The sequence below is a fragment of the Streptomyces sp. RKAG337 genome, assembly GCF_023701715.1.
In the GTDB taxonomy this organism is placed as follows: domain Bacteria; phylum Actinomycetota; class Actinomycetes; order Streptomycetales; family Streptomycetaceae; genus Actinacidiphila.
Genome location: NZ_JAJOZA010000001.1, coordinates 267,810 through 294,706, shown reverse-complemented (window position 1 = coordinate 294,706; position 26,897 = coordinate 267,810). Strand labels below are relative to the sequence as shown.

The window sequence follows — 26,897 nt, the reverse complement described above, 5'->3', positions numbered from 1 at the left end:
GGCGTGCCTCAGAGCTCGACGACGGTCCCGGTGGTCCTGGAGCGTTCCGCGGCGAAGACGACGCGGTGGCTGGCGAGGCTGGCGTCGATGCCGGACACGATCAGTTCGCCGCGGCCGCTGTGCAGGGCATCGAGGTAGGCGTTGAACATCGCCTCGTCACCGCCGGCGTGTCCCTCGGCGGCGGAGGAGCCGTCCAGGGAGGCGTCGATGACGGTGGTGCGTTCGGTGCGGAAGTCATAGATCTCGATGAAGCGGCCGTCGCCGGTGATCTGGCCGCGGGTTCCGAAGATTTTCGTATGGCGGTTCTGCACCGGGGTGAAGGCGGTGAGGGTGAAGGACGCCGTGACGCCGCCCTGGTATTCGAGGTTGACCACCTGGTGGTCGACCACGTCGTTGTCCGAGTGGTAGACACAGCGCCCGTAGGGCCCGTCGGCGAGCGCGGCGTTCACGGCGTCCTCGGTGGGTTCGCCGGTGCTGATGATCCGGGTGAAGTACCTCTTGGTCCCGCCGTGGCGCAGTCCGTCCTGGTAGAGGCGCTTGGCCGAGTAGGCGCAGGCCTGCTCGACCGGGCAGCTGACGCAGCGTTCGGTTGCGCCCGGCGGTGCCTGTTCTGGGCGGAAGTGGGTGAGGCTGCCGAACGAGGAGACCCGGCGCACGGGGAGCCCGATGATGTCGCTGAGCCAGTCGATGTCGTGGCATGACTTGGCCATGAGCAGGAACGTCGACCCGTCCTGGCGGCGCCAGTTGCCGCGCACGAAGGAGTGGGCGAAGTGGTAGTAGCCGATCGGCTCCAGGTGCTGGACGGAGACGATGTCACCGATGGCTCCCTCCCGCAGGGCCTGCTTGAGGGCTACGGTGTACGGCGTGTAGCGCATCACGTGAGTGACGGCCATCGCGGTGTCGTTGCGGCGGGCGGCCTCGGCGATGGCCTCGCAGTCGGCCTCGTTGGTGGCCATGGGCTTTTCCAGCAGGAGCTGGTAGCCGAGGTCGGCCAGCGCGGTGGTGGCCGCTACGTGGTCGGCGTCCAGCAGCGAGACGACTGCGATGTCGGCCATTCTCGGCCGCTCGGCGAACTCCTGCCAGGTCGCGAAACGGCCCTGCCGGGGGATCCGGTGCCGGGCGGAGAACGCCTCGCGTACCGTTTCCCGGGGTTCGGCCACCGCCACGATCCGGGCCTTGGCCGGTCGTTCGGCGGCGAGGTCCGCGTAGGCGCTGCCGCGGGCGCCGGCGCCCAGGACCGCGATGGTGAGCGGGCGTCCGGCGGGTTCGGTGAGCGTGCCGCTGATGAAGCCGCTGGAGAGTCGCGCGGGGTGCACGGGCGTTCCTGTCTGCTGGGTGGGGCGGGCAGCGGCGGTCATCCCTTGGTCGCTCCCCCCGTGAGGCCCTTGACGAAGTGCTTCTGGAAGGCCAGGTACATGACCAGAACCGGCAGGGTGGCCAGGAACATCAGCGCGAAGACGGCACCGAAGTCGCTCTGGTGCTCCCCGATCGCCCGGTAGATGCCGACGGTGACGGTCGTGCCGTTGGCGGGGCCCAGGATGATCAGCGGGTTGAGGAAGTCGTTCCACACCCAGACCCCGAGGAAGATCATGACGCTGGCGGAGGCCGGGCGCAGCAGGGGGAAGACGATCTGCCAGAACGTCCGCAGGCGGCCGGCGCCGTCCAGCTGGGCGGCCTCCTCCAGCTCCAGGGGGATGGTTTTGACGAAGCCCATGAAGACGAAGACGCCGAACGGCACGTAGTAGCCGATGTTGACCAGGATGAGTCCGAGAACGGTGGTCATCAGGCCCAGCGCGTTCAGTACCTGGGTGATGGGGGTGAGGATGACGGCGGAGGGGATCATCAGCCCGCAGAGCATGCCGACCAGGGTGGCCTTGGCCCAGGGGCTGCGGGAGCGGGCCAGGTAGTGGCCGAGCATGGCGGAGATCGCGGTGGTGGCGGTGACCGAGATGGCGGTGATCTCCGCGCTGTTGATCAGCCCGTACCAGAAGAGGTGGTCCGGCCGGGAGAGGACCGCGGAGATGTTCGTGAGGGTCGGCGGCGCCGGGAGCCCGGCCGGGTGCGGGACGATGTCCGGCCCGCGCTTGAAGACATTGACCAGGATGAGGTAGAGCGGCAGGAAGAAGGCGGCTCCGGTGAACACGGCGACCAGCGGCCGGAGCCAGCTGCCCGAGGTCCCGGCCGCTTCGCCGCGGGGGCGGTGGGCGGGCTGCCGCGGGGGGCGTCGCGCGATGGTGCGTCGCGCGGTGGTGCGTTGCTGCACGGCCTGGTTCACATCGACACCTCTCTGCGTTGGAGCAGCCGCAGGACGACGACCGACACTCCGCAGACCAGCAGGAGCATCACCGTGGCCATGGCCGAGGCGTAGCCGATGTGGTTGCCGGTGAACGCGGTCTGCACGACGTTGAAGGCGATGGTGGTCGTGGTGCCGTTGCCGGGGCCGCCGTTGGTGATGACCTGGACCTGGTCGTAGACCTTGAAGCCGGTGATCAGCAGCATCACGGTGTTGATGGTGACGGCGGGGGCGAGCATGGGCCAGGTCACGTGGCGGAAGCGGGCGATCCCGTCAGCGCCGTCGATGGAGGCGGCCTCGTGGAGTTCGGTGGGCACGCCCTGCAGGCCGGCGAGGTAGACCACGACGCAGAAGCCGAGCATCTGCCAGGTGATGATCCAGGCCAGGGTGTACAGGGCCAGGCCTGGATCGGAGAACCAGCCGGGCGGGTGGGCCACCCCGAGACCGCGCAGTGTGGAGTTGAGCAGGCCGTCGTCGGACAGGATGGACTGCCAGATCACGCTGACCACGACCGAGCTGAGGATGACGGGGGTGAAGAAGACCCCGCGCAGGGCGTTGTAGAGCCAGCCGCGGCGGTCGAGGAGTTGGGCGATCAGCAGGCCCCCGGCGTTGGCCGCGAAGGTGACGATGACGGTGACCAGTGCCGTGTTCCGCAGCGCCCGCAGGAAGTCGTCGTCCCTGGCGAGCTGGACGTAGTTCTGCAGGCCGACGAATCGGGTGGGCGGGTTGAACGGGTTGTTGTTGGTGAGGCTGTAGTAGACGGTCATCGCTGCCGGCACCAGGACGAACACGGTGTACAGGATGATGCCGGGCGCTCCGAAGAGAGTGAAGGTGCCGATGCCGCGCAGGACGGCGGCCGGGCGGATTCTGCGGGCACCCGGCGGTTCTGGGTGGGGCTTCACAGCGACCCCCTTTCCGATGGTTGTGTCGCGGGCCCGGAACCGCACCGGAGGCGGGATGCGGCTCCGGACCCGCGGTCCGGGGGTTACTGCTTGGCCTTGGCCCATTGCTGGTCCAGGAAGGACGAGAACTGGGCGGCCGTCTTCTTGCCGGTCATCAGGTCCTGCACGCCGATGGCGGCCTTGTCGGCGACCCCCGGCGGCAGGGCGATGTCGCCGCCCTCGATCGAGAAGGCGTCGACCACGGCGCCCGCGGCCACGGCCTGCTGGTACAGCGCGTACGTCGCGTTGTAGACGGGCCCCATGTTGGAGGGCGGGGTGTAGCCCTTGAGCGCGATGATCGAGCCGTCGGCTCGCACCGAGGCGTCGAGGTTCTGCTTGTCCTCCATGAACGCCAGCGCCCACTTCTTGGCCAGCGCCACATCGGGGGCCTTGGACGAGACGGACAGGCCGCCGCCGGTGTAGGCGGGGAGGACGAGCTTGCCCGAGTCGCTGGGCCAGGCGAAGACTCCGACGTCGAAGCCCGGCTTCTTGGCGTCGGCGGAGGCCGCGAACCACGAGCCCATGGGGTACATCGCGCCCTTGTGGTCGCGGAACGCCTGTTCGTCGTCGGCGTAGGAGCGCGACAGACCGACCGGATCGACATAGCCGGCCTGGCTCAGCGCGGCGACCTTCGCCACCGCGTTGGTGAAGACCGGATCGGTGAACTTGGCCGAGCCGTCCACCCGCTTGCCGAGCCACTTCGGGTTGTCGGCGTAGACGTCGGTGCCCACCGCGGCGATCAGCGGGAACATGTCGGCCCAGGTGTCCGCCCCGCCTCCGCCCACCACGAACGGGTTGATCCCCTTGGCCTTGAGCGCCTTGGCGTCGGCGAGCAGATCGGCGTAGGTCTTGGGCGGAGCGGCGATGCCTGCGGCGGCGAAGTCGGCCTTGTTGTAGTAGACCAACGGTTCGGGCTGCGTGTTGTACGGCAGTTGGTAGACCTTGCCGTTGATCGCGTTGGAGTCGGGGGAGACGAAGTCCTGCAGCTCGCCCGCGGTGAACGGCGCGAACTTGCCGGCCTGGGCGAACCCCTGGGGATTGACCGCGATCATGATGTCCGGGAGCTGGCCGGAGGCGTCGAGCTGCTTGGCGTATCCGGTGCGGTCCGTGTTCGGGGACACCACCATCTTGATCGTCACGCCCGGCACCTTGGCCGAGGCCCGGGCGATGGCCGCCTTCCAGTAGGCGGCGTTGAGGTTCGGGGTCTCGAAGGTGAGGAAGGTGAGAGTGACCTTCCCCTTCCCGGAGGCCTGGCCGCCGGAGCTGCTGCTTCCGCCTGCCGCACAGCCGACAAGGGCTGTCGCCGCAGCCAGTGCGACGGCGCCGCGCACCACAGTTCTTCGCACAGTGGGTTCCTCCCTGGCCTGGCCGCGCCAGGCGGTTCGTTTAGATAGGCAGACTCGCTTAATAATCGGCTGACGGGGGAAGTAACCCATGCGGAACAGGCGGTGTCAACGGCTGCAACAAGGGGAATTTTGGGATATCAGGCCCATTCTCGGCGAGCCGCTTGCCCTTGTTACGCAGCCACTCATAATATTGACCCAGGCTCGGTCGGGGCCGGCGAATGACTGGGGCTGCAGCTGTGAAGAACATGCGAGGGGATTCGTCCTACCTGCGCAGGGTCAACTCCGTCGCGGTCCTGCGGGCACTGCATGCCGGAAGCTCGTTCACCATCTCCGCCCTCGCCAAGGCCGCCGGTGTCTCCCGCCCCACCTGCGAGGAAGCCATCAACGAACTGCTCGCCCAAGGCTGGGCCGCCGAGGCGCACATCGATCAGACCGGCCCCCGCCGGCCCGGCCGCCCGGCCCGGCGCGTGCGCTTCCGCGCCGAAGCCGCCTATGTGGCGGGCCTCGACATCGGGGCACACAAGGTGCTGACGCTCCTCACGGACCTCTCCGGCACCGTCGTCGCCAGCTGCCGGGCGACGGTCCAACCCGACTTCAGCGCCGAGGAGCGCCTTGCTGTGGCACGCAAGACGGTCACCGGCGCCCTGGCGGCCGCTCCGGGGGAAAGCCACCCCAGCCTGCTCGCCGTCGTGGTCGGCACTCCGGGGGTGGTCGATGCCGAGGGGAAGGCGTTCGCCCCCACGGTCATGCCGGAGTGGAACGGCCTGCCCCTCGGCGACCGGGCCCGGCGGTTCTTCGGCACCCTCGCCCGCGACGGAACCAGGACCTGGACCGGGGTGGAGAACGACATGAACCTGGCCGCGCTGGCCGAGCACTGGTGGGGCGCGGCCCGGGGCGTCGACGACGTGGTCTACCTGCACGCCGGCTACCGCATGGGCGCAGCCGTACTGATCGGCGGACGACCGCACCGCGGTCGGCACGGGGCCGCGGGTGAGATCGGCACGCTGTCAGTCCTCAACTGGGTCGACGCCTACCGGCAACTGCTGTCCTACGACCCGCCCAACGGCGGCACGGCGGAACAGGTCGAGCGGATCTTCGCCGCCGCCTCCGGCAAGGACCGGCGGGCGAGCGCGCTGGTCGAAAACTTCGCCCGGGGCATGGCGGACGGCCTGGCGGCCATGGTCCTCTCCGTCGACCCCGAACTCGTCGTTCTCGGCGGCGGAATCTCCCAGGCCGGCGCGGCACTCCTCGACCCGGTCCGCGGACACCTGGAGCCGCAGTGCCCCTTCCCCCGCGGGTGGTCACCTCGACGCTGGGCGACGAGGCCGTCGCACTCGGCGCGGTACGCCTGTGCCTGGACCACGTGGAGAAGGAACTGTTCGACGCCGATTCCCACCTGGCAGACGCGCCTCGTAGGGAAGCTGACGTCGCCCCGCTCTGAAGCCGCCGTCCAGGCGCGCGGACGCGGAACGCCGGCCCGGCGCCCGGTGCCCCTCCCCGATTGGACGGGTCGCCGACATCCTGGAGCGCGGTCGTACCGAACTCGGCAGGATGCCCCGCGGTTTGAAGGTGCGGCCTGCGCACCGTCAGTCCTCGACACCAACCGGGTGAGCGGGGCGAGTGGGACCAGGAGGCAGCGGTGATGGCGCTGCCGGCCGGGCCCTACTCGCCGCACCGCGATTGCTAACATGAGCAAGGCTCATATTGGGAAATGGGAGGGGACTGGACATGGCGAATCGTCTTGACCTGCACGAAGACTTCCGTTGGGGTGTCTCCACCGCCGCCTATCAGATCGAGGGGGCTGTCGAGGAGGACGGGCGCGGGCCCTCCATCTGGGACGTCTTCGCCGCCCGTTCCGGCGCTGTCAAGAACGGCGATACCGGACGAATCGCCTGTGACCACTACCACCGCCATGCTGAGGACATCGCGTTGATGCGCGGCCTCGGCCTGGACGGATACCGCTTCTCGATCGCGTGGCCCCGGGTGCAGCCGACAGGGGCCGGCTCGGTCAATCCGGCCGGGCTCGACTTCTACGACCGGTTGGTGGACGACCTGCTCGCCGCCGGGATCGCTCCGCTGCCCACTCTCTTCCACTGGGACCTTCCGCAGGCCCTCGAGGAAGCGGGCGGCTGGCTCGCCCGCGACACCGCCTACCGCTTCGCCGAGTACGCGGGCCTGGTCGCCGACCGCCTCGGCGACCGTGTTCCGGCCTGGATCACGCTCAACGAGCCCTTCATCCATATGGTGTTCGGCTACGCACTGGGCATCCATGCCCCCGGCCGCACACTGATGCTCGACGCGCTGCCGGCCGCTCATCACCAGTTGCTCGGACACGGCCTCGCCGCGACGGCGCTGCGCGAGCGGGGCGGGCAGGTGATGATCGCGAACAATCTCACCCCGGTCCGGCCGGCGAGTGACGGCGACGCCGACACGGCGGCTGCTGCCGCGTACGACGCACTGCACAACCGCCTCTTCCTCGACCCGCTGCTGCTCGGCCGCTACCCCGACCTCGGCGCATTCGGTGTTGCACCTGACCTCGGGGGCAGCGTCCGGGACGGCGACCTCGAGCTGATCGCCGCAACGCCGCTGGACGGCCTTGGCGTCAACTACTACAACCCGACCCGGATCGGCGCCCCCACGGGCCCCGATCTCCCCTTCACCGAAGCTGAGATCGAAGGGGTTCCCCGCACGGCCTTCGGCTGGCCGGTCGTCCCCGACGGCCTCCGCGAACTCCTGGTCGGCCTGCGCCAGAGGTATGGGACGGCGCTGCCGCCGATCACGATCACCGAGAACGGCTGCTCGGTCGAGGACTCCCCGGCGCCGGACGGCACCGTCGTCGACCAGCCCCGCATCGACTACCTCGCCGGCCACCTCGACGCACTCGCCGCCGCCGTCGCGGAGGGAGTGGACGTCCGCGGCTACTTCACCTGGTCCTTGCTTGACAATTATGAATGGGCGGAAGGATTCAGCCAGCGCTTCGGCCTGGTTCACGTCGACTTCGAGACGCAGCGCCGCACGCCGAAGGCTTCGTACGCCTGGTACCGCGACACGATCGCCGCCCATCGAGCGAACCGGGCTGGGTAGTCGGGCCCTGCTGCGACCACAGCGCTCGTCGGGATCGACCCAGGCCGATGAGCGCCGTGGGAACAGGGTGCCCATGGCTGTGCGGGCAGTCGGGCGTGGAGACGGGGTGTTCGACCGTTGCCGAGGCCATCGGCAGCGGTTCGGCACGTCTCGTTGCTGTGCTGTACCGGTGGTTGGGCGGTCGGCTGAGGTGTTGCTGCGGGCCGGTATTCCTGAAGTTTCGGGTTATCAACCGGTCTCGAGTGGAACGCTGGGATGCACGTCGCAGGGTGAGGGGGTCCGGATGTTGCGTTCGGTGCGGTGGGTGTCAGCCGTGGCTGCTGTGGTGGTTACCTTCGGGTTGTGCCTGTGGCTGGGCCGGACGGTTTCGTTCGGGTGGATGCCGGCTGGGGAGGCCGATCGGTGGGTGGTGGCGACGGCCTTCGCCACGGTGGGGGCCGGTGCGGTCGGGGTGGCTACCAGCTGGTGGGCGGGACGGGAGGGGCCGGCGGCGCCGGAGCCGCCGGGCAGGCGGGTCGCGCAGCGGGCGAGAGTGTCCGATCGCGCACGAGCCGCCCAGGTCGGCGGCAACCAGAACGCGCCCACCGGTGCCACCAGCGGCAACACCACTCCCGACCACATCGAGCAGGACGCTGAGGCGTCCGGCGATGCACAGGTCACGCAGGTCGCCGGGGACCAGAACACGATGGGGCAGGGGAGTTGACGGCCGACGGTGAAGGCGGCCCTGGCCACGTCGAGCAGCACGCGGAGGCGTTCGACCACGCAGTGATCACCCAGGTTGCCGGAGACCAGAACGTCTACCTGCCGGTGCATGGTCCGGCTCCGAGGGCGTTGCACTCACTGCCTGCGGTACATGGCACGCTGATCGGTCGCGACGACGAGATCCAGGAGCTGCTCGACCTGCTCGACCCGGGCAATGAGGGCGGGTTGGCGGTCGTGGTGTCGGCGATCGCGGGGCTGCCCGGGGTGGGGAAGACCACCCTGGCCCTGCACGCTGCGAACCGGGCCGTTGAGCTCGGTTGGTTCCCGGGCGGTCATCTCTTCCTGGACCTACGCGGCTACGATCCCGTCGGGAAGGTCACGGCCGGGCAGGCGCTGGGCGCCCTGTTGCGTGCCCTGTGCGGGGCTGACGCGGACTTGCCGGTCGATCCGGAGGAACAGGCCGCGGTGTACCGGTCGCAGCTGGCCGCCCGTGTCGCCGACCGCGGGCCGGTCCTGCTGGTACTGGACAGTGCCTCCAGCGCCGCACAGGTGGAGCCCTTGTTGCCGGGCGGGCACCGGCATCGCGTCCTGGTCACCAGCCGGCACACGCTGGCCTCGCTGCCCGCCTCGTTGATCGACCTCACGGTGCTGAAAGCCGCCGACGCCGCCAATATGATCAAGAGCTCGCTCATTGCGGCGAACCGCGGCGATCCGCGCCCCGCGCGGGAGCCTGAGGCGTTGGCGCAGCTGGCCGAGCGCTGCGGGTTCCTGCCCCTGGCCCTGCAGATCACCGCTGCGAACCTGATGGTGGAATCGGAGCGTTCCCTGGCCGATCTGGCCGGCGAGCTGAAGGACGAACAAGCCCGGCTTGCCCTGTCCTACAGCGACGATGAACAGACGCTGGCCGTACGGGCCTCGTTCGAACTGTCCTACCGCCGGCTGCCGCCGGAACAGGCACAGCTGTTCCGGTTGCTGTCGCTGAACCCGACCGCACAGGTCTCCCTCGAAGCCGCGGCAGCCCTGACGGCGGTATCGGTGGGGCAGAGCCGGTCGCTGCTGGTCAAGCTCGCCCAAGCCCACCTGATCGAACCGGTGGGGGAGCAGCGGTGGCGCATGCACGACCTGCTGCGCCTGTATGCGAGAGAACTCGCCGACCGGCACATCGGCGTCAATGACCAGGAGGAGGCCTTCGACCGTCTCTTGGAGTACTACCGGACGACCGCAGGCGCCGCGGACGATCATCTGTGCGCACTGCCCGGCGATTCGCTGCCCGAGCGGTTCCCGGGCCGAATGGCCGCGCTGGCCTGGCTGGACGGCGAGCGGCTCAATCTCGTCGCCGCCGTCACCCTCGCCGTCGCCACCGCACGCCCCCGCATCGCCATGTCCCTGACCGAACACCTGGCCGTCTTCCTGAACCAGGGCCGGCACTCCGACGATGCGATCACCACCGGACAGCACGCCGTCACCGCCGCACGCGAGCTCGGTGACCGGGACAGTGAGGGCCGGGCGTTGAACAACCTCGGTAGTGGTCTGATGCAGGCGCGGCGGTTCGAGGAGGCCATCGACGCCCACACCCGGGCCGCCGGCATCCACCGGGAACTCGGTAACCAGCAGCGCGAGGGCGCGGCGTTGAACAACCTCGGCCTCGTTCTGCGGGAGGTGCGGCGGTTCGAGGAGGCACTCGAAGCCGATACCCGGGACCTGGCCATCTGCCGGGAACTCGGTGACCGGCACGGCGAGGGCCGGGCGTTGAACAACCTCGGTTGCGGTCTGCTGCAGGCGCGCCGGTTCGAGGAGGCCGTCGACGCCCACACCCGGGCCGCCGGCATCCACCGGGAACTCGGCGACCGGCACAGCGAGGGCATGGCGTTGAACAACCTCGGCCTCGTCCTACGGGAGGCGGGGCGGTTCGAGGAGGCAATCGAGGCCCACACCCAGGACCTGGCCATCTGCCGGGAACTCGGCGAAGGGGACAGCGAGGGCACGGCGTTGAACAACCTCGGCCTCGTCCTGCGGGAGGTGCGGCGGTTCGAGGAGGCCATCGGCGCCCACACCCGGGCCGCCGCCATCTGCCGGGAACTCGGCGACCGGCAGGGCGAGGGTATGGCGTTGAACAACCTCGGCCTCGTCCTGCGGGAGGTGCGGCAGCTCGAGGAGGCCGTCGACGCCCTCACCCGGGCCGCCGCCATCTTCCGGGAACTCGGCGACCAGGGCAGCCAGGGCACGGCGTTCGAGGGCATGGTGGTGAACAACCTTGCCGTCGTCCTGCGGGAGGCGCGGCGGTTCAGGCGGATGCGACGCCTGTGGCGCGCGGTCATGGGCAGGGGCAGGTCTATCGGAAACGGTCGTCCGCGATAGACCCCAGGCCAACGGCCGCGGCCATCGAGCCCGCTCCGCCGCCCGGCTGGCTCGCCCACGAGCTCACGCGTACCGGCCATCCGGAAACCACACCGACCCGGTCCCCGGCTACCCGTGTCGTGCCTCAACTCGTGCCTCAACGCGGGCGGCAAGCCGTTGCAGCTTCCGGCAGCGGCTGCGACATGGCCACCCGCGCCCACGGCGCCCTGATCGCCGCCCATCGAGACGCCGGAGCCTGGGCCCGACCTGGCGCTGGCGCTGGAACCGGAGCCGGCGGCGGGCGAGAAGTCTTGGCGGCGCGGGGTGGCGTGGCTACACTCGCGCCAACATGAGCAGTCCTCATGTTCTGCTGAACTGAGGAGAGCCCATGCGCGCCGTGACCGCACGTCCGCCGGCCGCGCTCGAGGAACCCACCGCCCGGGTGCGGCCCGGCTGGACCGCCGCGTTGAGCCTGGCCAGCCTCGCGGTGTTCATGGCGTTCTTCACCCCGATCCAGATCCTGCTGCCCCTGCAACTGGAACACCTCGACGAGGCGCACAAGGCGGCGAACCTCGCGTGGGTGACCGGTGCCGGCGCGCTCGTCGCCGTCGTCGTCAATCCGCTGGCCGGCGCGCTGTCGGACCGTACGACCGGACGCTGGGGCCGCCGTCGGCCCTGGATCGTCGGCGGCGCCCTCGCGGGCGCCGCCGGGCTGCTGGTCACCTCGGCGCAGCACACGCTGCCCGGCATCGTCGCCGGCTGGTGCCTGGCGCAGAGCGGTCTGAACGCGATGCTCGCCGGGGTCACGGCGCCGGTGGCCGACCAGGTGCCGGTCGGGCAGCGTGCCGCGGTCTCCGGCTGGACGGGGATCATGCAGTCGCTCGGCCTGGTGCTGGGCGCGCTGCTGGTGACCACGGCCGTCTCCGGCGTCGGACCCGGGTATCTGCTGACGGCGCTGCTGGCCGTCGCGCTGGCCCTGCCGTACGCGCTCTGCTTCCGGGAGCCCGTCCTGCCGCGCGCGCTGCGCCCCGCCTTCCGTCCGCGCGCGCTGCTGAGCGGCCTGTGGGTCGATCCGCGCGCCCACCCGGACTTCGGCTGGGCGTGGCTCACCCGGTTCCTGATCAACCTCGGCAACGCGCTGGGCACGCTCTATCTGCTCTTCTACCTCACCGACGAGGTGCACCACCCGGACCCGGACACCGGAGTGCTGGTCCTGACGGTCATCTACACCGTCTCCGCGACCCTCACCGCGATCCCCGCGGGCATCGCGTCGGACCGCATCGGCAGACGCAAGGTGTTCGTGGTCGTGTGCAGCGTGATCATGGCGGTGGCCGCCCTGCTGCTGGCGGTCGCCCACACCTGGACGGCCGTGATGATCGCCGCCGCGGTCCTGGGCGCCGGGTTCGGCATCTACCTCGCCGTCGACCAGGCGCTGATCACCCAGGTGCTGCCGTCCGCCGCCGACCGGGCGAAGGACCTCGGCGTCATCAACATCGCCAACTCGGGCCCGCAGGTGCTGGCCCCCGCCGTTGCCGCGCCGATCGTCGCCCACCTCGGCGGCTATCCGGGCCTGTACGTGGCCACCGCCCTGGTGACCCTGCTCGGCGGTGCGCTGGTGCTGCGTATTGTCGGGGTGGACTGAGGATCACCGAAGAACAGCAGAAGCGGACGCGGCGACGCGGTCGCGGAGAACCCACGGAGCACCGGCACCATGTACCTCCCCGTGCAGACGCACGTCGCCAACGGCACCGGCGTCATCGCCCTGGACCGGCCCGAGGCGCTCAACGCGCTCGATCTGACCATGGTCCGGGCGATGACCGAGGCCCTCGAGACCTGGCGGGACGACGACGGCGTCCGGTCGGTCGTCGTCCGCAGCACCTCGCCGAAGGCGTTCTGCGCGGGCGGCGACATCCGTACGATCCGGGCGGCGAGCCTGCGCGGCGATCACGCGGCCGTGCGGGAGTACTTCGCCGCGGAGTACGGGCTCAACGCGCTGATCGCGGCCTTTCCCAAGCCGTACACCGCGCTCATCGACGGCTTCGCGCTCGGCGGCGGCCTCGGGATCTCCGTGCACGGCACGGCGCGGGTGGTGACCGAGCGGGCGGCGCTGGCCATGCCCGAGACCGCCATCGGGTTCTTCCCCGACATCGGGGCGAGTCACTTCCTGCCCCGGCTGCCCGGCTCCGTCGGCCGGTACCTGGGGCTGACGGGCGCCCGGATCGCGGGCGCGGCGGCGGTCGGCTGCTCACTCGCCACGCACTACGTGCACTCCAGTGAGCTGCCCGCGCTGGAGGAGGCGCTGACCGGCGGCGGGGAGCCGGCCGCGGTACTCGACCGGTTCGCGGTGACGGCGCCGGCCTCCGAGATCGGCGCGCACCTCGACGCAATCGACCGCTGCTTCTCGGCCCCCGAACTGCCGGAGGTCTTCGAACGGCTGGCGGCGGAGGGCGGCGACTGGGCGGCCGAGACGCTGGCCGTCCTGCGGCGCATGTCGCCGACGAGCTTGTTCGTCACCTTCGAGCTGCTGCGGCGCGGCGCCGGTTCCGACCTCGGCGCGTGTCTGGACCGGGAGCTGCGGCTGGCCTGTCGTACCGCCCGTGCCCATGACTTCCTTGAGGGCGTGCGGGCCGCGCTGGTCGACAAGGACCGGAACCCGCGGTGGTCGCCCGACCCGCTCACGGCCGCGGACCACGCCGAACTGCTGAGCTGGTTCGACGCGTAGCGCCAGGCGGGCCGGTCACGAGCGGCCCCGGACGGCCGGTCACGAGTGCGCCCGGACCGGTCTCGAGCGCGCCCGGCCGCCGGTCACGAGTGCCCGGCGGCCGCTCCCCGGATCCCAGGTCCGGGGAGCGGCGTTCTTTTTCGGGGCTGCCTCAGATCACGGCTTGGGCAGGGTGCATCCCGGCAGACTGAGGTTGATCTTGTTGCCCGCGCCGACGCACTGGGTGATCAGATACGTCTCCTCGGCGTAGTTGATGCCCTGGTGCACGGTGATGTTGCCGTTCTGGTCGACCTCGCACGGGTTGTCGAGGGTGCAGCGTCCGCCGTCCTCGTTGCCCGTGTTGTTGATGGCGACGACCTTGCCGGTCGCGACGTCGACCACCGGGGAGCCCGAGGTGCCGCCGATGGTGTTGCACGACGGGGTGTAGCGGACCGAGTCCTTCCAGATCCAGTTGTCCTCGTGCAGCCGGTAGACGAAGGTGTCGATGTTGCAGCTGTAGATCCGCTTCCAGTAGCCCGACACCACCTTGATCGCGGTCCCGGCGACGGGGTGGGTGGCCGAGAGCTCGAGCGCCGCGATGCCGTAGCTCGACTGGATCTGCGCGTACGTGGTGTTCAGCTGGTAGAGCGAGATGTCGGTGTCCGTCATGGTCGCGTAGGCGACCTTGGTGGCCCGCAGCGTGGCGACCTTGGTCCCGGCCGAGTTGAGCAGGCTGAACGTACGGCTGGACGCCACGTCGACGATGGACTCGCCCGGATCCAGGAAGCCGCCGGACAGGCAGTGCCCGTTCGACATGACGATCGCGGGGTCGGTCGGCACCGAGGTCGGCATCTTCACGACCGAACCCGAACAGTTGCTGAGCGCCACGGTGCCTGCGAAGTTGACCGTGACGGCCGCCTTCGCGGTGTGTGCGGGCGCCGCATTCCGGCTTGTGGCCGATGCGGACGCCGCACCGGTGCCTGTGAGAGCCGCGCCGCCGAGCAGCAGGGCAGCCAGGACACCGACGAGAGGTCGTTTCATGTGGGGGGTCCTCTCCAGACCGAAGTTCTTTCGGCATTGTCATGAGCATTGTCGGGATTGGCCGGTGCCCCGGCAATAGGGCCTCATGTCCGGTCGGTTCGCGGTGCGGCGGGTACGTCATGATCGGTTCATGGACAGGACGCTGCGGGATGTCGCGGAAGTGGGGCCGTTCTTCGCCGTCAGGACCGGGCTCGGGGAGACCGGTGGGGACGGCGGAAGCAGTACGGACGACGGCCCCCGCGCGCACGGCTACCGGCCGCTCGCCGACCTCTACGCCTCGGTCGGGGTAGGAGGAACCGACACCGCACCCGCGCCGCATCCCCTCCGTGAGCGGGCGGCGGACGTCGCCGGGCGGCTGGGCACTCCGGAGCTCCGGGTGGGCGCCTCCCTCGCCTTCCAGGGGCTGGCCGCCCGGCTGTGGTCGGTGGCCCTGGGCGCGGCCGTCCTGGCGGGCCGGGTCCCCGACCTGGCCGCCGACCGGCTGTGGTGGAACCCGGCGCTCAGTGCCCCGAACGACCTCTGGCTGCCGCACCCGTCGGCCCTTCCCGACTCAGGCGACCTCGCCGCTCAGCTGGCCGGAACGGTGCTGGCAGGCCACCTGGTCCCGCTGTACCGTGCGACCCGCGAGGCCTGCCCCGTCTCCGGCGGGCTGCTCTGGGGGAACGCCGGCTCCGCGCTGGCCGGTTCCCTGCGGGTGCTGCACACCTGGTGCGTCGCACGGGGCCGGACAGCGGAGGCGCGCAGCGCCCTGGACCTCACCGCGCGGCTCTTCCGGGAGCCGCCACTGAACGGAACCGGAACGCTGGACACCGCGGACGTCAGCTTCGTACGCCGCAGTTGCTGCCTCTACTACCGGGTCCCGGGCGGCGGACTGTGCGGGGACTGCGTCCTGCGCTGACCGGGCACGGCCCGCCACGGCCCGCCACGGCCGGGCGCCGGCAGGTCAGCCGCAGGCAGTGCAGCCGTGAGGATTTCAGCCGCAGCACGCCCGCCGCCGACACGTCAGCCACCGGCCGGTCAGCGGCCGCCGGATGAGCCGTCGGAGATCAGCCGCCGTGCGCGCGCAGCCGCTCGTGGACGGTGTACGCGGCGCCGGCGCCGGTGCGCGCGCCGCGGACGCGGGTGCCGCCGTCGATCACCAGATCCGTTCCGGTGACCCAGCCGGCGTCGTCGGAGACCAGCCACAGGACGGCGCGCGCGACGTCGTCCGGTTCGCCGATCCGGCCCATGGGCAGCCCGGCGGCGAGCTGCGGCTCGGCGCCCTCCCAGACGAAACGGGCCATCTCCGTGCGGACCAGGCCGGGGGAGACCGCGTTGACCCGGACGGTCGGGGCGAGTTCGCCGGCGAGCTGGCGGGTGAGGTGGAGCAGGGCGGCCTTGCTGGTGCCGTAGGCGCCGATGTTGGGGCCGACGCCGTGGGCGCCCTCGGTGCAGATGTTGACCACCGTGCCGCCGTGCTCGCGCATCCAGGCCCGCCACGCGTACTGGACCAGCCGCAGGGGCCCGTCCACATTGACGGCGAAGGCGTGCCGCCAGGCGTCCGGGTCGACGTCGACGAGCGGGCCGAACGGGGTGTTGGTGCCGGCGTTGTTGACCAGGATGTCCACCCCGCCGAGCTCCTCGACCGCGAGATCGACACACGCCTCCAGGTGCGCGGGGTCGCCCACCGATCCGGCCAGGCCGGTGGCCCGGCCGCCGAGCGCGTGTATCTCCAGGACGGCGGCGCGCAGCCCTTCCGGGTCGCGGGCGGTGAGGAGGACCGCGGCGCCCGCCCCGGCCAGGGCGTGCGCGACGGCCAGGCCGATGCCCCGGGAAGCGCCGGTGACGAGAGCGGTCCTGCCGTGCAGCGGGGAAATCGTCGTCGATGTGGTCATGGGGCACCGTCTCATGACGGTACGTCAGTTCGAAAGCGCCGGCTTCGTCTCTTCGTGGCGTCCGCTCTTCGTGGCGGCCGCGCGCGGTCCTCGTGCCGTCCGCGCCACGGAAGCGGCCGTTCCTGCGCGAAGTCTTGACGTGCCCAAAGCGCACGAGTTAACTCACGCCTCGAACTAAGCAGTAAATCAAGGTCTGAATTAAGTCACGCACCAGGGCAAGTGCCGTAGAAAGGCAACCGGACCCATGCGCTCACTCACCCGTCCCCACACGGGCAGTACCAGCCTTCACCGCACCGGACTTCACCGCACCGGACTCCGCCGCGCCGTCACCGGACTGCTGGCAGCGGCCGTCGCCGTCGTCACCCCGATGCTGGCCACCCCGCTCACCGCGCACGCGGCGGGCGAGAGCGTCCAGGTGTGGCTGACCACCACTTCCGACGCTGGCGGCCGCAACGTCGTCAAGGGGCTCGAACAGCAGGCGCCGATCGCCTTCACCGCAGGCAGCGGTTCCGGCCAGTCCGTCACCGTCGACGAGAACACCCGCTACCAGCAGTTCGAGGGCGCGGGCGCGTCGTTCACCGACACCGCCGCCTGGCTGATGAACTCCAGCGGAGCACTCAGCGCCGCCACCCGCGACGCGGTGATGAAGAAGCTCTTCGACCCGGTCAACGGCATCGGCATCGACTTCCTGCGCAACCCGATGGGCGCCTCCGACCTGGCGCGCAGCAACTACACCTTCGACGACATGCCCAGCGGGCAGACCGACGCGAGCCTCGCGCACTTCTCCATAGCCCACGACCTGGCCGACGTCCTGCCGCTGACCAAGCAGGCCCGCCAGCTCAACCCCGCCGTCAAGGTGATGGGCGTGCCCTGGAGCGCGCCGGCCTGGATGAAGGACAACGGCAGCATGAGCCTGGGCTGGCTGCAGGCGCAGTACTACGGCGCCTACGCCCAGTACTTCGCGAAGTACCTGCAGGCCTACCAGGCGGCCGGTGTACCCGTGGACTACATCTCGGCGCAGAACGAGCCCACCTGCTGCGGGGGCTATCCGTCCATGCAGTGGAACGGCTCCGGTCTGGCGTCCTTCACCAAGAACAACCTGCTGCCCGCCCTGCACACCGCCGGGCTCTCCACCAAGGTGCTGGCCCTGGACTGGAACTGGGACCAGTACGACGCCTTCGCGGCGCCGACCCTCGACGACGCGGCGATCCGCAACGACCCGAACTTCGGCGGCATGGCCTGGCACGGCTACGGCGGCGACGTCGCCCAGCAGACCACCGTCCACAACAGGTACCCCACCGTGAAGGCCTTCGACACCGAGCACTCCGGCGGCACCTGGATCGCCGACCAGCAGAAGGAGGACATGCACAACCTGATCGACTACACCCGCAACTGGGGCCAGAGCTGGGTCAAGTGGAGCCTGGCCGTCGACCAGAACATGGGACCGCACAACGGCGGCTGCGGCACCTGCACCGGCCTGGTCACCGTGCACAACGGCGACAGCCGCAGCGGACAGGTCGACTACACCGTCGAGTACTACACGATGGGCCACCTCACCAAGTTCGTGAAGCCCGGGGCCTACCGGATCGCCTCGACCGCCAACACATCGGTGCCCAACGTCGCCTGGCGCAACCCGGACGGCTCGAAGGCGCTCATCGCGTACAACGACACCGGCAGCGCCCAGCCCGTCCGCGTCAACTGGGGCAACCAGTCCTTCGCGTACACCCTGCCCGCCGGCGCCTCGGCGACCTTCACCTGGACCGGGACCCCCGGCAACGGCGGCGGCGGTTCCACCGGACCGATCACCGGCTTCGGCGGCAAGTGCGCGGACGTCGCCGCGGGCAGCAGCGCCAACGGCACCGCCGTCCAACTCTACGACTGCAACGGCAGCACCGCCCAGCAGTGGACCGCCTCCGCCGGCACCTACAAGGCGCTCGGCAAGTGCCTGGACCTGGCCGCCGGCGGCACCGCCAACGGCACCAAGGCCCAGCTGTACGACTGCAACGGCACTGGCGCCCAGCAATGGCAGCCCGGCAGCGGCGGAACACTGGTCAATCCGGTGTCCGGCAGATGCCTGGACGCCACCGGGATGAGCTCCGCCAACGGGACCCGGCTGCAGATCTGGGACTGCGCCGGCGGCGCCAACCAGCAGTGGACCGTTCCCACCGGCTGACCTGCACGTAGGCTTCCGGGTGTCAGCACACGCCCAGCAGGAAGAGGCCGCACCGTGTTCGCTCTGCACGCACTGTGGAGAGCGGATCAGCGGCTCGCCCTGTGGGCCGAGGACTCCCGGCAGCCGCCCGTCCCCGCGCCGGGCCACCCGTACGCCGTCCCCGGATCCGCCGTCGCCGAGCTGCTCGGCGACGGCGGGCCCGCGCTCGGCTGGCTCGCCGGCCGGGCCCATGAAGGCCCGACCGGTCTGCTGCTGCCCACCCGCGACGGCGCACCGCAGGCCTCGCCGGAGCTCGGCGGTCCCACCGCCGTCAGGGGCGTGCCCGTCGCACCGTGGACCGTCCCCTCGCTGCTCTTCGAGCCCGCGGAGGCCGCACTGCTGCTGGGCGAGCTGTCCGCCGCGGGCCTGCCCGAGGCGCCCTACGGTGGGGCGCTGCGCTGGCTGATCGCCGCCCACGACCTGGCCTGGCGCACGGTCGGACGGGGCAGGCTGCTGCCCGTGCTGGTCAGCGAGGCCGGCACGCCGTACGCCCGGTGGCGCCCGGTCCGCGACGACGCCGGCTGGCAGGAGGCCGGCGAGCTCGCCGCCGCCGCGCCGCAGGAGTGCCGCGCCGAGCACCACGACGGCCGGCCCGACGGCCGCGCCGCCGCCACGATCCTCACCGACCTGCTCGACGTCCTCACCGACCGTGAGGCCCGCGCGGTCCTCGACGACGAACCCGAGCTGCTGAGCACCGCGCGCGGCCGGCGCCCCGCCACGACCGCCACCGAGCTGTGGCTGCGGGCCCTCACCTCGCCGACCGGCCGCGTGGAGGGCGCCGACCCCGACGAGCTGGCGGAACTGGAGGAGCGGCTCACGGCCTGGCACCGGTCGGAGCCGCCCGTCCACGGCCCGCTGCGCGTCTGCTTCCGGCTGGTGGAACCGGTGGGCCCGGACCCCGCCGACCCGCGCGGCCACCCCTCCGACGACAACTGGCGGCTGGACTTCCTGCTGCAGGCCACCGACGAGCCGTCGCTCATGGTCCACGCCGACGACGTCTGGAGCGAGGGACCCGCGCTCAGCGCCCTGGAACGCAAGACCGCCCGCCCCCAGGAGGCGCTGCTGTCCGGTCTCGACCGGGCCGGCCGCGCCTACCCCGAGGTGCGGCGCGCGCTGCGCGGCAACCGGCCCGCCGGGCTGGCACTGGACCGGGCCGGCGCCCTCGGCTTCCTCCGGGACGCCGCTCCCGCACTGGCCGACGCGGGTTTCGGCGTACTGCTCCCCACCTGGTGGCAGCGCCCCCAGAAACTCGGCATGACCCTCACCGCGCGCACCCCGCAGCCCGGCGCCGTGGACATCGGCAGCCTGGCCGACCAGGACGCCATCGTCGCGTTCCGCTGGCAGGCCGCGCTCGGCGACCAGCCGCTGACCCCCGCGGAGCTCGCCGAGCTGGCGGCCGCCAAGCAGCCGCTGATCCGGATCCGGGGCCAGTGGACCGAGGTCGACCCGGACACGATCGCCGCCGCCCTCGCCTTCCTGGAACGCGACGGCAGCGGCGCCACGGACTCCGGGCGGATCCTGCGGATCGCGCTCGACCCGGACGCCACGGCGGGCGGCCTGCCCGTCGCCGCCGTCAGCGCCGACGGCCGGCTCGGTGACCTGCTCTCCGGCCGCGCCGACCAGCGGCTGCGCCCGGTCGCGGTGCCCGCCGGATTCGGCGCGACGCTGCGCCCGTACCAGGAACGGGGGCTGGCCTGGCTCAAGTTCCTGTCGGAGCTGGGGCTCGGCGCCGTCCTCGCCGACGACATGGGGCTCGGCAAGACCGCCCAGGCACTGGCGCTGCTCGCGGTCGAGCACGCGGAGCAGGCGGAGCACGCGGATCGGGCGGATCAACCGGCCGGGATCCGGCCGACGCTGCTGGTCTGCCCGATGTCGCTGGTCGGCAACTGGCGGCGCGAGACCGCCAGGTTCGCCCCGATGCTGCGGGTCTACGTCCACCACGGGGCCGGCCGGCTGTCCGGCGCCGAGCTGCGGGAAGCGGTCGCCGGCGCCGATCTGGTGATCACCACGTACGGGCTGGTGCAGCGCGACACCGAGGCGCTCACACAGACCGCCTGGCGGCGCGTCATCATCGACGAGGCGCAGCACGTCAAGAACTCCGCCACCCGTCAGTACCGGGCGGTCCGCGAACTGACCGCCGACCACCGCATCGCCCTCACCGGCACCCCGGTGGAGAACCGGCTGGCCGAACTGCACGCCATCCTGGACTTCGCCAACCCCGGCCTGTTCGGTTCCGCGATCCGCTTCAAGGAGCGGTACGCCGTCCCCATCGAGCGCGACGGCAGCGAGGCCGCCGCGCAGGCGCTGCAGCAGCGCACCCGGCCGTTCGTCCTGCGGCGGCTGAAGAGCGATCCGGCCATCGCACGGGACCTGCCCGCCAAGCAGGAGATGACGGTGCTGTGCAATCTCACCGCGGAACAGGCGGCGCTGTACCAGGCGGTCGTCACCGATCTGCTGGAGCAGATCAAGGAGAGCCGCGGCATCGAGCGCAAGGGCCTGGTGCTGGCGTCGCTCGGCAAGCTCAAGCAGGTCTGCAACCACCCCGCGCAGTTCGCGCACGACGGCTCACCACTGGCGGGGCGCTCGGGGAAAGTCGCCCGGCTGGAGGAGACGCTGGAGGAGGCACTCTCCGAGGGCGACAAGACGCTGTGCTTCACGCAGTTCGCCGAGTTCGGTTCCCTGCTGCAGGGGCACCTGGCCGAGCGGCTGGACACCGACGTCCTGTTCCTGCACGGCGGGGTACCCCAGCGGGCCCGCGACGAGATGGTCGAGCGCTTCCAGGACCCGGACGGTCCCTCGGTGTTCCTGCTCTCCCTCAAGGCCGGCGGCACCGGACTCAATCTGACCGCCGCCAACCAGGTCATCCATGTCGACCGGTGGTGGAACCCGGCGGTAGAGGAGCAGGCCACCGACCGGGCGTTCCGGATCGGACAGCGCCGTGACGTCCAGGTCCGCAAGTTCGTGTGCGTGGGCACCGTGGAGGAACGCATCGACGCGATGATCGAGGCGAAGCGGACCGTGGCCAGGGCCGCCGTCGGCTCCGGCGAGAACTGGCTGACGGAGCTGTCGACCGACGCGCTGTACGACCTGGTCGGTCTCGGCGCCGACGCGGTGAGCGAATGACGGCGCGGCCGGGGCTGCCCGGCAGGGCACGTTCCTGGTCCCAGCGGTTCGCCGACCGGCTGGAGTCCATCGGTGCGACCGTGCCGCCGGGCCCGCCCGCCGCCGGGGTGACCGGGCTGGAGGTGGCGGCCGGCGCCGTGACGGCCCGGGTCAGGGAGGGGCAGGCGCGCTACGACGTGCGGATCGGGCTGACGGAGTTCACTCCGGCGCAGTGGACCCGCGCGGCGCGGGCCGTCGGCGCCGACCCCGACTGCCGGGCGCGGCTGCTCGACAACGAACTGGCTCCCGACGCGGAGGACCTGTTCGCCAGGGCCGGCCTCCGGCTCTTCCCGGCGCGGACCCCGGATCTCGCGATGGAGTGCTCGTGCCCCGACTGGGCGCTGCCCTGCGCCCATCTCAGCGCGGTGCTGCGGAGCCTGGCCGACGCGTTCGACGCCGATCCGTATCTCGTCCTGACCTGGCGCGGGCGCACCCGCGAGGAACTGCTGAAGGAGCTGCCCCCCGCCGTACCGCGGCGTGAGCCGGCGGACTCGGCGTTGCTGCTGCTCGGCCGGCCGGCGATCACCGTCCGCGGCCGCAGTCTGACCGAGGTGCTGGGGCCGGCCTACGAGGCGTTCACCGGCTGGTGACCCGGCCCTGAGGTGGCGCTGAGGTGGCGCCGAGGTGGCCTTGAGGTGCGGCGAGCAGGCGGGCCGTCGCGAACGGCCCCGCCGGGATCGGATATCCGATGTCCCGCTGCGACTGCGGCTATTGGTCGGGATCCGAGTGCCCGTTCTAGGCTTCGATCATGGCATTCGAGATCGTCAAGGAAAACATCACCATCCCGTCCGGCGACGGCTCCATGGCCGCCCACCTGGTCCGGCCGCAGGCCCCCGGCAGCTATCCGGGCGTGGTCGTCGCCTTCGAGATCTTCGGGCTCACCGCGCACATCCGTGACGTCGCGGAGCGGATCGCCCGTCTCGGCTACACCGTCATCGTTCCGGACTTCTACCACCGGGCCGGCACGGGCATCGACTTCACCGACGACCCGGACGGCCGCCGCAAGGGGCTCGAACTCAGCGGCGGGCTCACCCGCGAGGAGGCCGTCGAGGACATCCGCGCGGCCGTGGACCATCTGCGGGGCGCGGAACCCGGTGCCCCGTCCGTCGGGATGATCGGCTTCAGCTTCGGCGGCCATCTCGCCTATCTGGCCGCCACGCAGTTCGATCTCGCCGCGACCGCGGTCTTCTACGCCGGCTGGCTCGCCAGTTCGGACATCGGACTCGGCCGCCCGGAGCCGACCCTCGGGCTCACCGAGGGCATCGCCGAGCACGGCGGCCGGCTGGCCTTCTTCGTCGGCGACGAGGACCACGCCGTGCCCGCCGCGGACCGCGCCGCCATCGCCGCCCGGCTGGCGGAGGCCGGCGTCCGGCACGAGATGACCGTCTACCCCGGGATCGCGCACGGGTTCTTCTGCGACGTCCGGGACTCGTACCGCAAGGAGGCCGCGGACGACGCCTGGATCCGTGTCCAGGAGCTCTTCGCGGCGGAACTCCCGCGGCCCGCCTAGGTCGTGTCTTCAAAGCCCGTCCAGCCGGCCGGCCCAAGCGGCCGGCTGGGGGAGCGCTCTCCCGGAAGGTCCGATGTGTCATCGGGGCTGTCCGTACACGTAACGAACTCCCCTCGGTTCATCGAACAATCGGGCTCAACTGGTCCGATCTATTGACGCAATTGGAAGGTTTCTTTACCGTCCTGTGCGGTAGAGGTTCGGCCCATCCGCCGCAGTTCGACTGTGACTTGTCATGTCATGATCAAGTACTGGGCCGAGCACGGATTCCGTAGGAGGACGCGCAATGCCGAGGCCCCCCACCCCTCGCCGATTCACCCCGAGAGCCCTGATCGCCACCGGAGCGGTCACGGCCACCGCCGCAGGACTGCTCGTGGCCGTCGCCGGAACAGGCAGTGCCGCTCCCGTGCTGCTCAGCCAGGGCAAGCCCGCCACCTCGTCGTCCGACGGCGGCACCGGATACGCCGCGAAGCTCGCGTTCGACGGCGACACCGCGACCCGCTGGGCGAGCGTCAAGAATGTCGACCCCCAGTGGATCAAGGTCGATCTGGGCACGGCGGCCGCCATCAGCTCGGTCAAGCTGGTCTGGGACCTGTCCTGCGCCACGTCGTACAAGGTCGAGTTCTCGACGGACGGCACCACCTGGAAGAGCGTCTACTCCGCCACCACGGGCGACGGCGGCACCGACGACCTCGCGGTCAGCGGAACCGCCCGCTACGTCCGCACCACCGGCTCCGTGCGCTGCCGGCCCACCATGGGCTACTCGCTGCAGGAGTTCCAGGTCTTCGGCGGCGGCAGCGCCGACACCCAGCCCCCCACCACCCCGGGCAGCCTGCACTCCACCGGCTCGACGCCGACCAGCGCCGCGCTCGCCTGGAACGCCTCGACGGACGACACGGGCGTCACCGCGTACGACATCTACAACGACGGCAACAAGATCGCGGAGGCGGCCGGCACCGCCACCACCAAGAACGTCACCGGGCTGACCCCCAACACCGCCTACCGCTTCACCGTCTTCGCACGGGACGCGGCGGGCAACGTCTCCCCGGCCAGCAACCTGGCCACCGTCACCACGCCGCCCAGCTCGGACACCACGCCGCCCACCGCGCCCGGCGGGCTGGCCGTCACCGGGACGACGTCCGGCAGCGCCTCGCTCAAGTGGACGGCCGCCACCGACGACACGGGCGTGACCGGGTACGACGTCTACAACGGCACGGACGTCATCCTCCCCGACGTCACCGGCACCACCGCCACGGTCACCGGACTCGCCGCGGACACCTCGTACACCTTCACCGTCAAGGCCAAGGACGCGGCGGGCAACGTCTCGCCGGCCAGCAACCAGGTCACGGCGAAGACCCTGCCCGACAGCGGCAGCGACAAGACCCCCTCCAGCATCAAGACCGTCTCCACCGGCTGGACGATCCCCTGGGGCATGAGCTGGCTGCCCGACGGCTCCGCGCTCATCACCGAACGTGACTCGTTCAAGGTCTTCAAGCTCACCCAGGCCGGGGCGCGGACCCAGATCGGCACCGTGCCGAACGCGGTCACCACCGACGGCGAGGGCGGCCTGCTCGGCATCGCGGTCTCGCCCAACTGGAGCAGCGACCACTACGTCTACATCATGCACACCGCCTCGGAGGGCAACCGGATCGTCCGGATGACCTACGACGGCTCGACGCTGAGCGGCTACACCCAGCTCGTCGGCGGCATCAAGAAGAGCAAGTACCACAACGGCGGGCGCCTGAAGTTCGGCCCCGACGGCTACCTCTACGCCACCACGGGCGAGGCCCAGACCCCGGACCTCGCGCAGGACAAGAACTCCCTCAACGGCAAGATCCTGCGGATGACCACCGCGGGCAAGGCCGCCCCGGGCAACCCGTTCGGGACGCTCATCTACTCCTACGGCCACCGCAACCCGCAGGGCATCACCTGGGACCCGCAGGGCCGGCTGTGGGAGGCCGAGTTCGGCAACTCCCAGTACGACGAACTGAACCTGATCACCCCGGGCGCCAACTACGGCTGGCCCACCTGTGAGGGCAAGTGCTCCACCTCCGGCATGACCAACCCGAAGGCCCAGTGGCCGGTCGCCCAGGCGTCGCCCAGTGACATCGCCTACTCCGACGGCGCCATCTACATGGCGGCGCTGAAGGGCCAGCGGCTGTGGCGCATCCCGGTCAGCGGGACCACCGCGGGCACCCCGGCCGCGTACTACGTCAACCAGTACGGCCGGCTGCGGACCGTCGAGAAGATCCCCGGCAAGAGCGCGCTGTGGCTCTCCACGACCAACTGCGACAACAACGGCAACGCCGCCGACGGCGCGGACAAGGTCTTCCAGATCGAGCTGAAGTAGCAGAGCCGGAACCAGAACCAGAACCGGGACCAGAACCGGGACCGGGGCCGCGAGGCCACCGGTCGCAGACCGCCGGGCGGGGAGCAGGGGGCCCCGCCCGGCTTTGCGTTTCCGCAGGTGCGTCACCCCTTTGGCGGTGGGAGCGGGAGCACTCCTTCACGGAGTGTTCGACCCGCGGACCCCCGCTCTTTCCGTGTGCGGGGCATGAATTGACCCAGTGGCGGGAACGCGCACAGCCCGCCCGGCAGCCGGTCGTGCGGGAGACCGGGTGCCGGGACACGCTTACGCTGGGCGGATCGCCGCATCGCCGTAACCGCATTGTCGCTGTATCGAGACCACCTGTACCGAGGAGGGGCCATGACGCTTGCCCAGGCTGAACGGGTCAAGTGGCAGGGCGGGTGGCAGCGGACCTCGGTGCGCTCCATGGCCGTCCTGATCCCCGTACTCGCCCTCGCGGTGCTCGCGGGCCGCCGTTGGTCGCTGATCGACTCCAGCGCCGACCAGCTCGGCGCCGCCGACCGCCAGTGGCTGGCCGTCGCGGCCGCCGCCGCCGTCATGACCTGGATCTGCTCGGCCACCGCCCAGCAGGGCGCGGTGGTGGAGTCGCTGCCGCCGGGGCGGTTGCTCGCCACCCAGTTCGCCGCGTCCGCCGCCAACCACCTGCTGCCCGCCGGAGTCGGCGGCAACGCCGTCAACCTGAGGTTCCTGCTGCGCCGCGGGCTGCCGCCAGGCCGCTCGGCCGCCGCGCTCGGGGTGCGCGCGGTCGCCGCCGCGGTGGTACGGGTGGGCATGCTGCTGATACTGCTCGCCGTCTTCCCGCACGCCCTCAAGGTCGACCGGGTCACTCCGGCCGGCCCCGCCCATCCCGTCGTCATCGTGTCGGTGGTGGCGGGCTGCGCCGTGGCCGGCGCGCTGCTGCTGCTCCTCGCCGGCCGGGTCAGGGACCGGGTGCGCACCTTCTTCGGCACGATGGTGGTCGATGTGCGGGCCCTGCACTGCAAGTCGGCACGGGTCGCGGCTCTGTGGGGCGGATCGCTCGCCTTCCCGGTGATGCACGCCACCGTGCTCGTGGCGGTGATCCAGGCGCTGAACGCGCCCGTGCCGGTCAGCGGAGTCGTCCTCGCGTACCTCTTCGCGAGCACCGCCGCGGCCTGGCTGCCCGCCCCCGGCGGCCTCGGCTCGCTCGACGCCGCCCTCGCCTTCACCCTGGTGACCGCCGGCGCCTCGGCCGTCGTGGCCACGTCGGCTGTCCTCGGCTACCGGCTCGTGACGGTCTGGCTGCCGCTGATCCCCGGCGTCCTGGTGCTGGCCGCCCTCATGCGGCGCCGCGTGCTCTGAGCCCCTGCT

19 protein-coding genes are annotated in these 26,897 nt (G+C 71.1%); 13 read left to right on the top strand and 6 right to left on the bottom strand.

All coding sequences use genetic code 11. The annotated features are described in order from the left end of the window. Positions 1–8: 8 nt before the first annotated feature. From LNW73_RS01335 to LNW73_RS01320, 4 genes are all read right to left on the bottom strand, one after another. Positions 9–1,358 carry a Gfo/Idh/MocA family protein gene (locus LNW73_RS01335; RefSeq protein ID WP_250988504.1) on the bottom strand — a complete coding sequence of 450 codons (1,350 nt, stop codon included), beginning with the start codon at positions 1,356–1,358 and terminating at the stop codon, positions 9–11. Next, positions 1,355–2,152: a carbohydrate ABC transporter permease gene (locus tag LNW73_RS01330; protein WP_250992768.1), complete on the bottom strand. Its 798-nt coding sequence runs from the start codon at positions 2,150–2,152 to the stop codon at positions 1,355–1,357. The genes LNW73_RS01335 and LNW73_RS01330 overlap by 4 nt, the downstream gene beginning before the upstream one ends. Positions 2,153–2,271: 119 nt before the next feature. Continuing rightward, the gene (locus tag LNW73_RS01325) at positions 2,272–3,300 is read right to left on the bottom strand and encodes a carbohydrate ABC transporter permease (protein ID WP_374118022.1); all 1,029 of its coding nucleotides are present in this window, start codon (positions 3,298–3,300) and stop codon (positions 2,272–2,274) included. Further along, on the bottom strand, positions 3,279–4,580 hold the full coding sequence (locus tag LNW73_RS01320) for an ABC transporter substrate-binding protein (RefSeq protein WP_250988502.1): 1,302 nt from the start codon (positions 4,578–4,580) through the stop codon (positions 3,279–3,281). The genes LNW73_RS01325 and LNW73_RS01320 overlap by 22 nt, the downstream gene beginning before the upstream one ends. 245 nt (positions 4,581–4,825) lie before the next feature. Here LNW73_RS01320 and LNW73_RS01315 point away from each other — a divergent pair, with 245 nt between their 5' ends. From LNW73_RS01315 to LNW73_RS01290, 6 genes are all read left to right on the top strand, one after another. Next, on the top strand, positions 4,826–6,223 hold the full coding sequence (locus tag LNW73_RS01315; RefSeq protein ID WP_250992767.1) for an ROK family transcriptional regulator: 1,398 nt from the start codon (positions 4,826–4,828) through the stop codon (positions 6,221–6,223). An 85-nt stretch (positions 6,224–6,308) separates the two neighbouring features. Then, positions 6,309–7,664: a GH1 family beta-glucosidase gene (locus LNW73_RS01310; RefSeq protein ID WP_250988501.1), complete on the top strand. Its 1,356-nt coding sequence runs from the start codon at positions 6,309–6,311 to the stop codon at positions 7,662–7,664. A gap of 532 nt (positions 7,665–8,196) precedes the next feature. Continuing rightward, positions 8,197–8,367, top strand: coding sequence for a hypothetical protein (locus LNW73_RS01305; protein WP_250988500.1), 171 nt, complete (start codon positions 8,197–8,199; stop codon positions 8,365–8,367). After that, a complete protein-coding gene (locus LNW73_RS01300; protein ID WP_250988499.1) occupies positions 8,364–10,724 on the top strand; it encodes a tetratricopeptide repeat protein in 2,361 nt (786 codons plus the stop codon). The genes LNW73_RS01305 and LNW73_RS01300 overlap by 4 nt, the downstream gene beginning before the upstream one ends. Before the next feature lie 367 nt (positions 10,725–11,091). Beyond that, positions 11,092–12,345: an MFS transporter gene (locus LNW73_RS01295; protein ID WP_250988498.1), complete on the top strand. Its 1,254-nt coding sequence runs from the start codon at positions 11,092–11,094 to the stop codon at positions 12,343–12,345. Positions 12,346–12,414: 69 nt separating this feature from the next. After that, on the top strand, positions 12,415–13,425 hold the full coding sequence (locus LNW73_RS01290; protein WP_250988497.1) for an enoyl-CoA hydratase/isomerase family protein: 1,011 nt from the start codon (positions 12,415–12,417) through the stop codon (positions 13,423–13,425). A 156-nt stretch (positions 13,426–13,581) separates the two neighbouring features. Here LNW73_RS01290 and LNW73_RS01285 read toward each other — a convergent pair whose 3' ends face one another. After that, a complete protein-coding gene (locus LNW73_RS01285) occupies positions 13,582–14,445 on the bottom strand; it encodes a S1 family peptidase (RefSeq protein ID WP_250988496.1) in 864 nt (287 codons plus the stop codon). 130 nt (positions 14,446–14,575) lie between these two features. Here LNW73_RS01285 and LNW73_RS01280 point away from each other — a divergent pair, with 130 nt between their 5' ends. Next, a complete protein-coding gene (locus LNW73_RS01280; RefSeq protein ID WP_250988495.1) occupies positions 14,576–15,343 on the top strand; it encodes a (2Fe-2S)-binding protein in 768 nt (255 codons plus the stop codon). 148 nt (positions 15,344–15,491) lie between these two features. On the opposite strand, the gene LNW73_RS01275 is transcribed toward LNW73_RS01280, so the two are convergent. Beyond that, positions 15,492–16,319 (bottom strand): SDR family oxidoreductase, encoded by an 828-nt coding sequence (locus LNW73_RS01275; RefSeq protein WP_250988494.1) that lies wholly within the window; start codon positions 16,317–16,319, stop codon positions 15,492–15,494. Between the two features lie 367 nt (positions 16,320–16,686). On the opposite strand from LNW73_RS01275, the gene LNW73_RS01270 reads away from it, so the two are divergent. From LNW73_RS01270 to LNW73_RS01245, 6 genes are all read left to right on the top strand, one after another. Continuing rightward, positions 16,687–18,492, top strand: a complete 1,806-nt coding sequence (locus LNW73_RS01270) for an RICIN domain-containing protein (RefSeq protein WP_250992766.1) — start codon at positions 16,687–16,689, stop codon at positions 18,490–18,492. A 54-nt stretch (positions 18,493–18,546) separates the two neighbouring features. Beyond that, positions 18,547–21,654: a DEAD/DEAH box helicase gene (locus tag LNW73_RS01265; protein WP_250988493.1), complete on the top strand. Its 3,108-nt coding sequence runs from the start codon at positions 18,547–18,549 to the stop codon at positions 21,652–21,654. After that, complete coding sequence (locus tag LNW73_RS01260) at positions 21,651–22,283, top strand: SWIM zinc finger family protein (RefSeq protein WP_250988492.1); 633 nt, start codon at positions 21,651–21,653, stop codon at positions 22,281–22,283. Before LNW73_RS01265 ends, LNW73_RS01260 begins: the two co-directional genes overlap by 4 nt. Before the next feature lie 158 nt (positions 22,284–22,441). Then, a complete protein-coding gene (locus LNW73_RS01255) occupies positions 22,442–23,203 on the top strand; it encodes a dienelactone hydrolase family protein (protein ID WP_250988491.1) in 762 nt (253 codons plus the stop codon). A gap of 283 nt (positions 23,204–23,486) precedes the next feature. Next, positions 23,487–25,550, top strand: coding sequence for a PQQ-dependent sugar dehydrogenase (locus LNW73_RS01250; protein WP_250988490.1), 2,064 nt, complete (start codon positions 23,487–23,489; stop codon positions 25,548–25,550). A 357-nt stretch (positions 25,551–25,907) separates the two neighbouring features. Then, positions 25,908–26,888 carry a lysylphosphatidylglycerol synthase transmembrane domain-containing protein gene (locus LNW73_RS01245; RefSeq protein ID WP_138354176.1) on the top strand — a complete coding sequence of 327 codons (981 nt, stop codon included), beginning with the start codon at positions 25,908–25,910 and terminating at the stop codon, positions 26,886–26,888. The last annotated feature ends 9 nt before the right edge of the window (positions 26,889–26,897 follow it).

Bases quoted from the DNA above. Each gene is read 5' to 3' on its own strand.
- LNW73_RS01335 (WP_250988504.1), bottom strand. From the start codon at position 1,358: ATGACCGCCGCTGCCCGCCCCACCCAGCAGACAGGAACGCCCGTGCAC.
- LNW73_RS01325 (WP_374118022.1), bottom strand. From the start codon at position 3,300: ATGGGCCAAGGCCAAGCAGTAACCCCCGGACCGCGGGTCCGGAGCCGC.
- LNW73_RS01315 (WP_250992767.1), top strand. From the start codon at position 4,826: ATGCGAGGGGATTCGTCCTACCTGCGCAGGGTCAACTCCGTCGCGGTC.
- LNW73_RS01310 (WP_250988501.1), top strand. From the start codon at position 6,309: ATGGCGAATCGTCTTGACCTGCACGAAGACTTCCGTTGGGGTGTCTCC.
- LNW73_RS01295 (WP_250988498.1), top strand. From the start codon at position 11,092: ATGCGCGCCGTGACCGCACGTCCGCCGGCCGCGCTCGAGGAACCCACC.
- LNW73_RS01290 (WP_250988497.1), top strand. From the start codon at position 12,415: ATGTACCTCCCCGTGCAGACGCACGTCGCCAACGGCACCGGCGTCATC.
- LNW73_RS01285 (WP_250988496.1), bottom strand. From the start codon at position 14,445: ATGAAACGACCTCTCGTCGGTGTCCTGGCTGCCCTGCTGCTCGGCGGC.
- LNW73_RS01280 (WP_250988495.1), top strand. From the start codon at position 14,576: ATGGACAGGACGCTGCGGGATGTCGCGGAAGTGGGGCCGTTCTTCGCC.
- LNW73_RS01275 (WP_250988494.1), bottom strand. From the start codon at position 16,319: ATGACCACATCGACGACGATTTCCCCGCTGCACGGCAGGACCGCTCTC.
- LNW73_RS01270 (WP_250992766.1), top strand. From the start codon at position 16,687: ATGCTGGCCACCCCGCTCACCGCGCACGCGGCGGGCGAGAGCGTCCAG.
- LNW73_RS01260 (WP_250988492.1), top strand. From the start codon at position 21,651: ATGACGGCGCGGCCGGGGCTGCCCGGCAGGGCACGTTCCTGGTCCCAG.
- LNW73_RS01255 (WP_250988491.1), top strand. From the start codon at position 22,442: ATGGCATTCGAGATCGTCAAGGAAAACATCACCATCCCGTCCGGCGAC.
- LNW73_RS01250 (WP_250988490.1), top strand. From the start codon at position 23,487: ATGCCGAGGCCCCCCACCCCTCGCCGATTCACCCCGAGAGCCCTGATC.
- LNW73_RS01245 (WP_138354176.1), top strand. From the start codon at position 25,908: ATGACGCTTGCCCAGGCTGAACGGGTCAAGTGGCAGGGCGGGTGGCAG.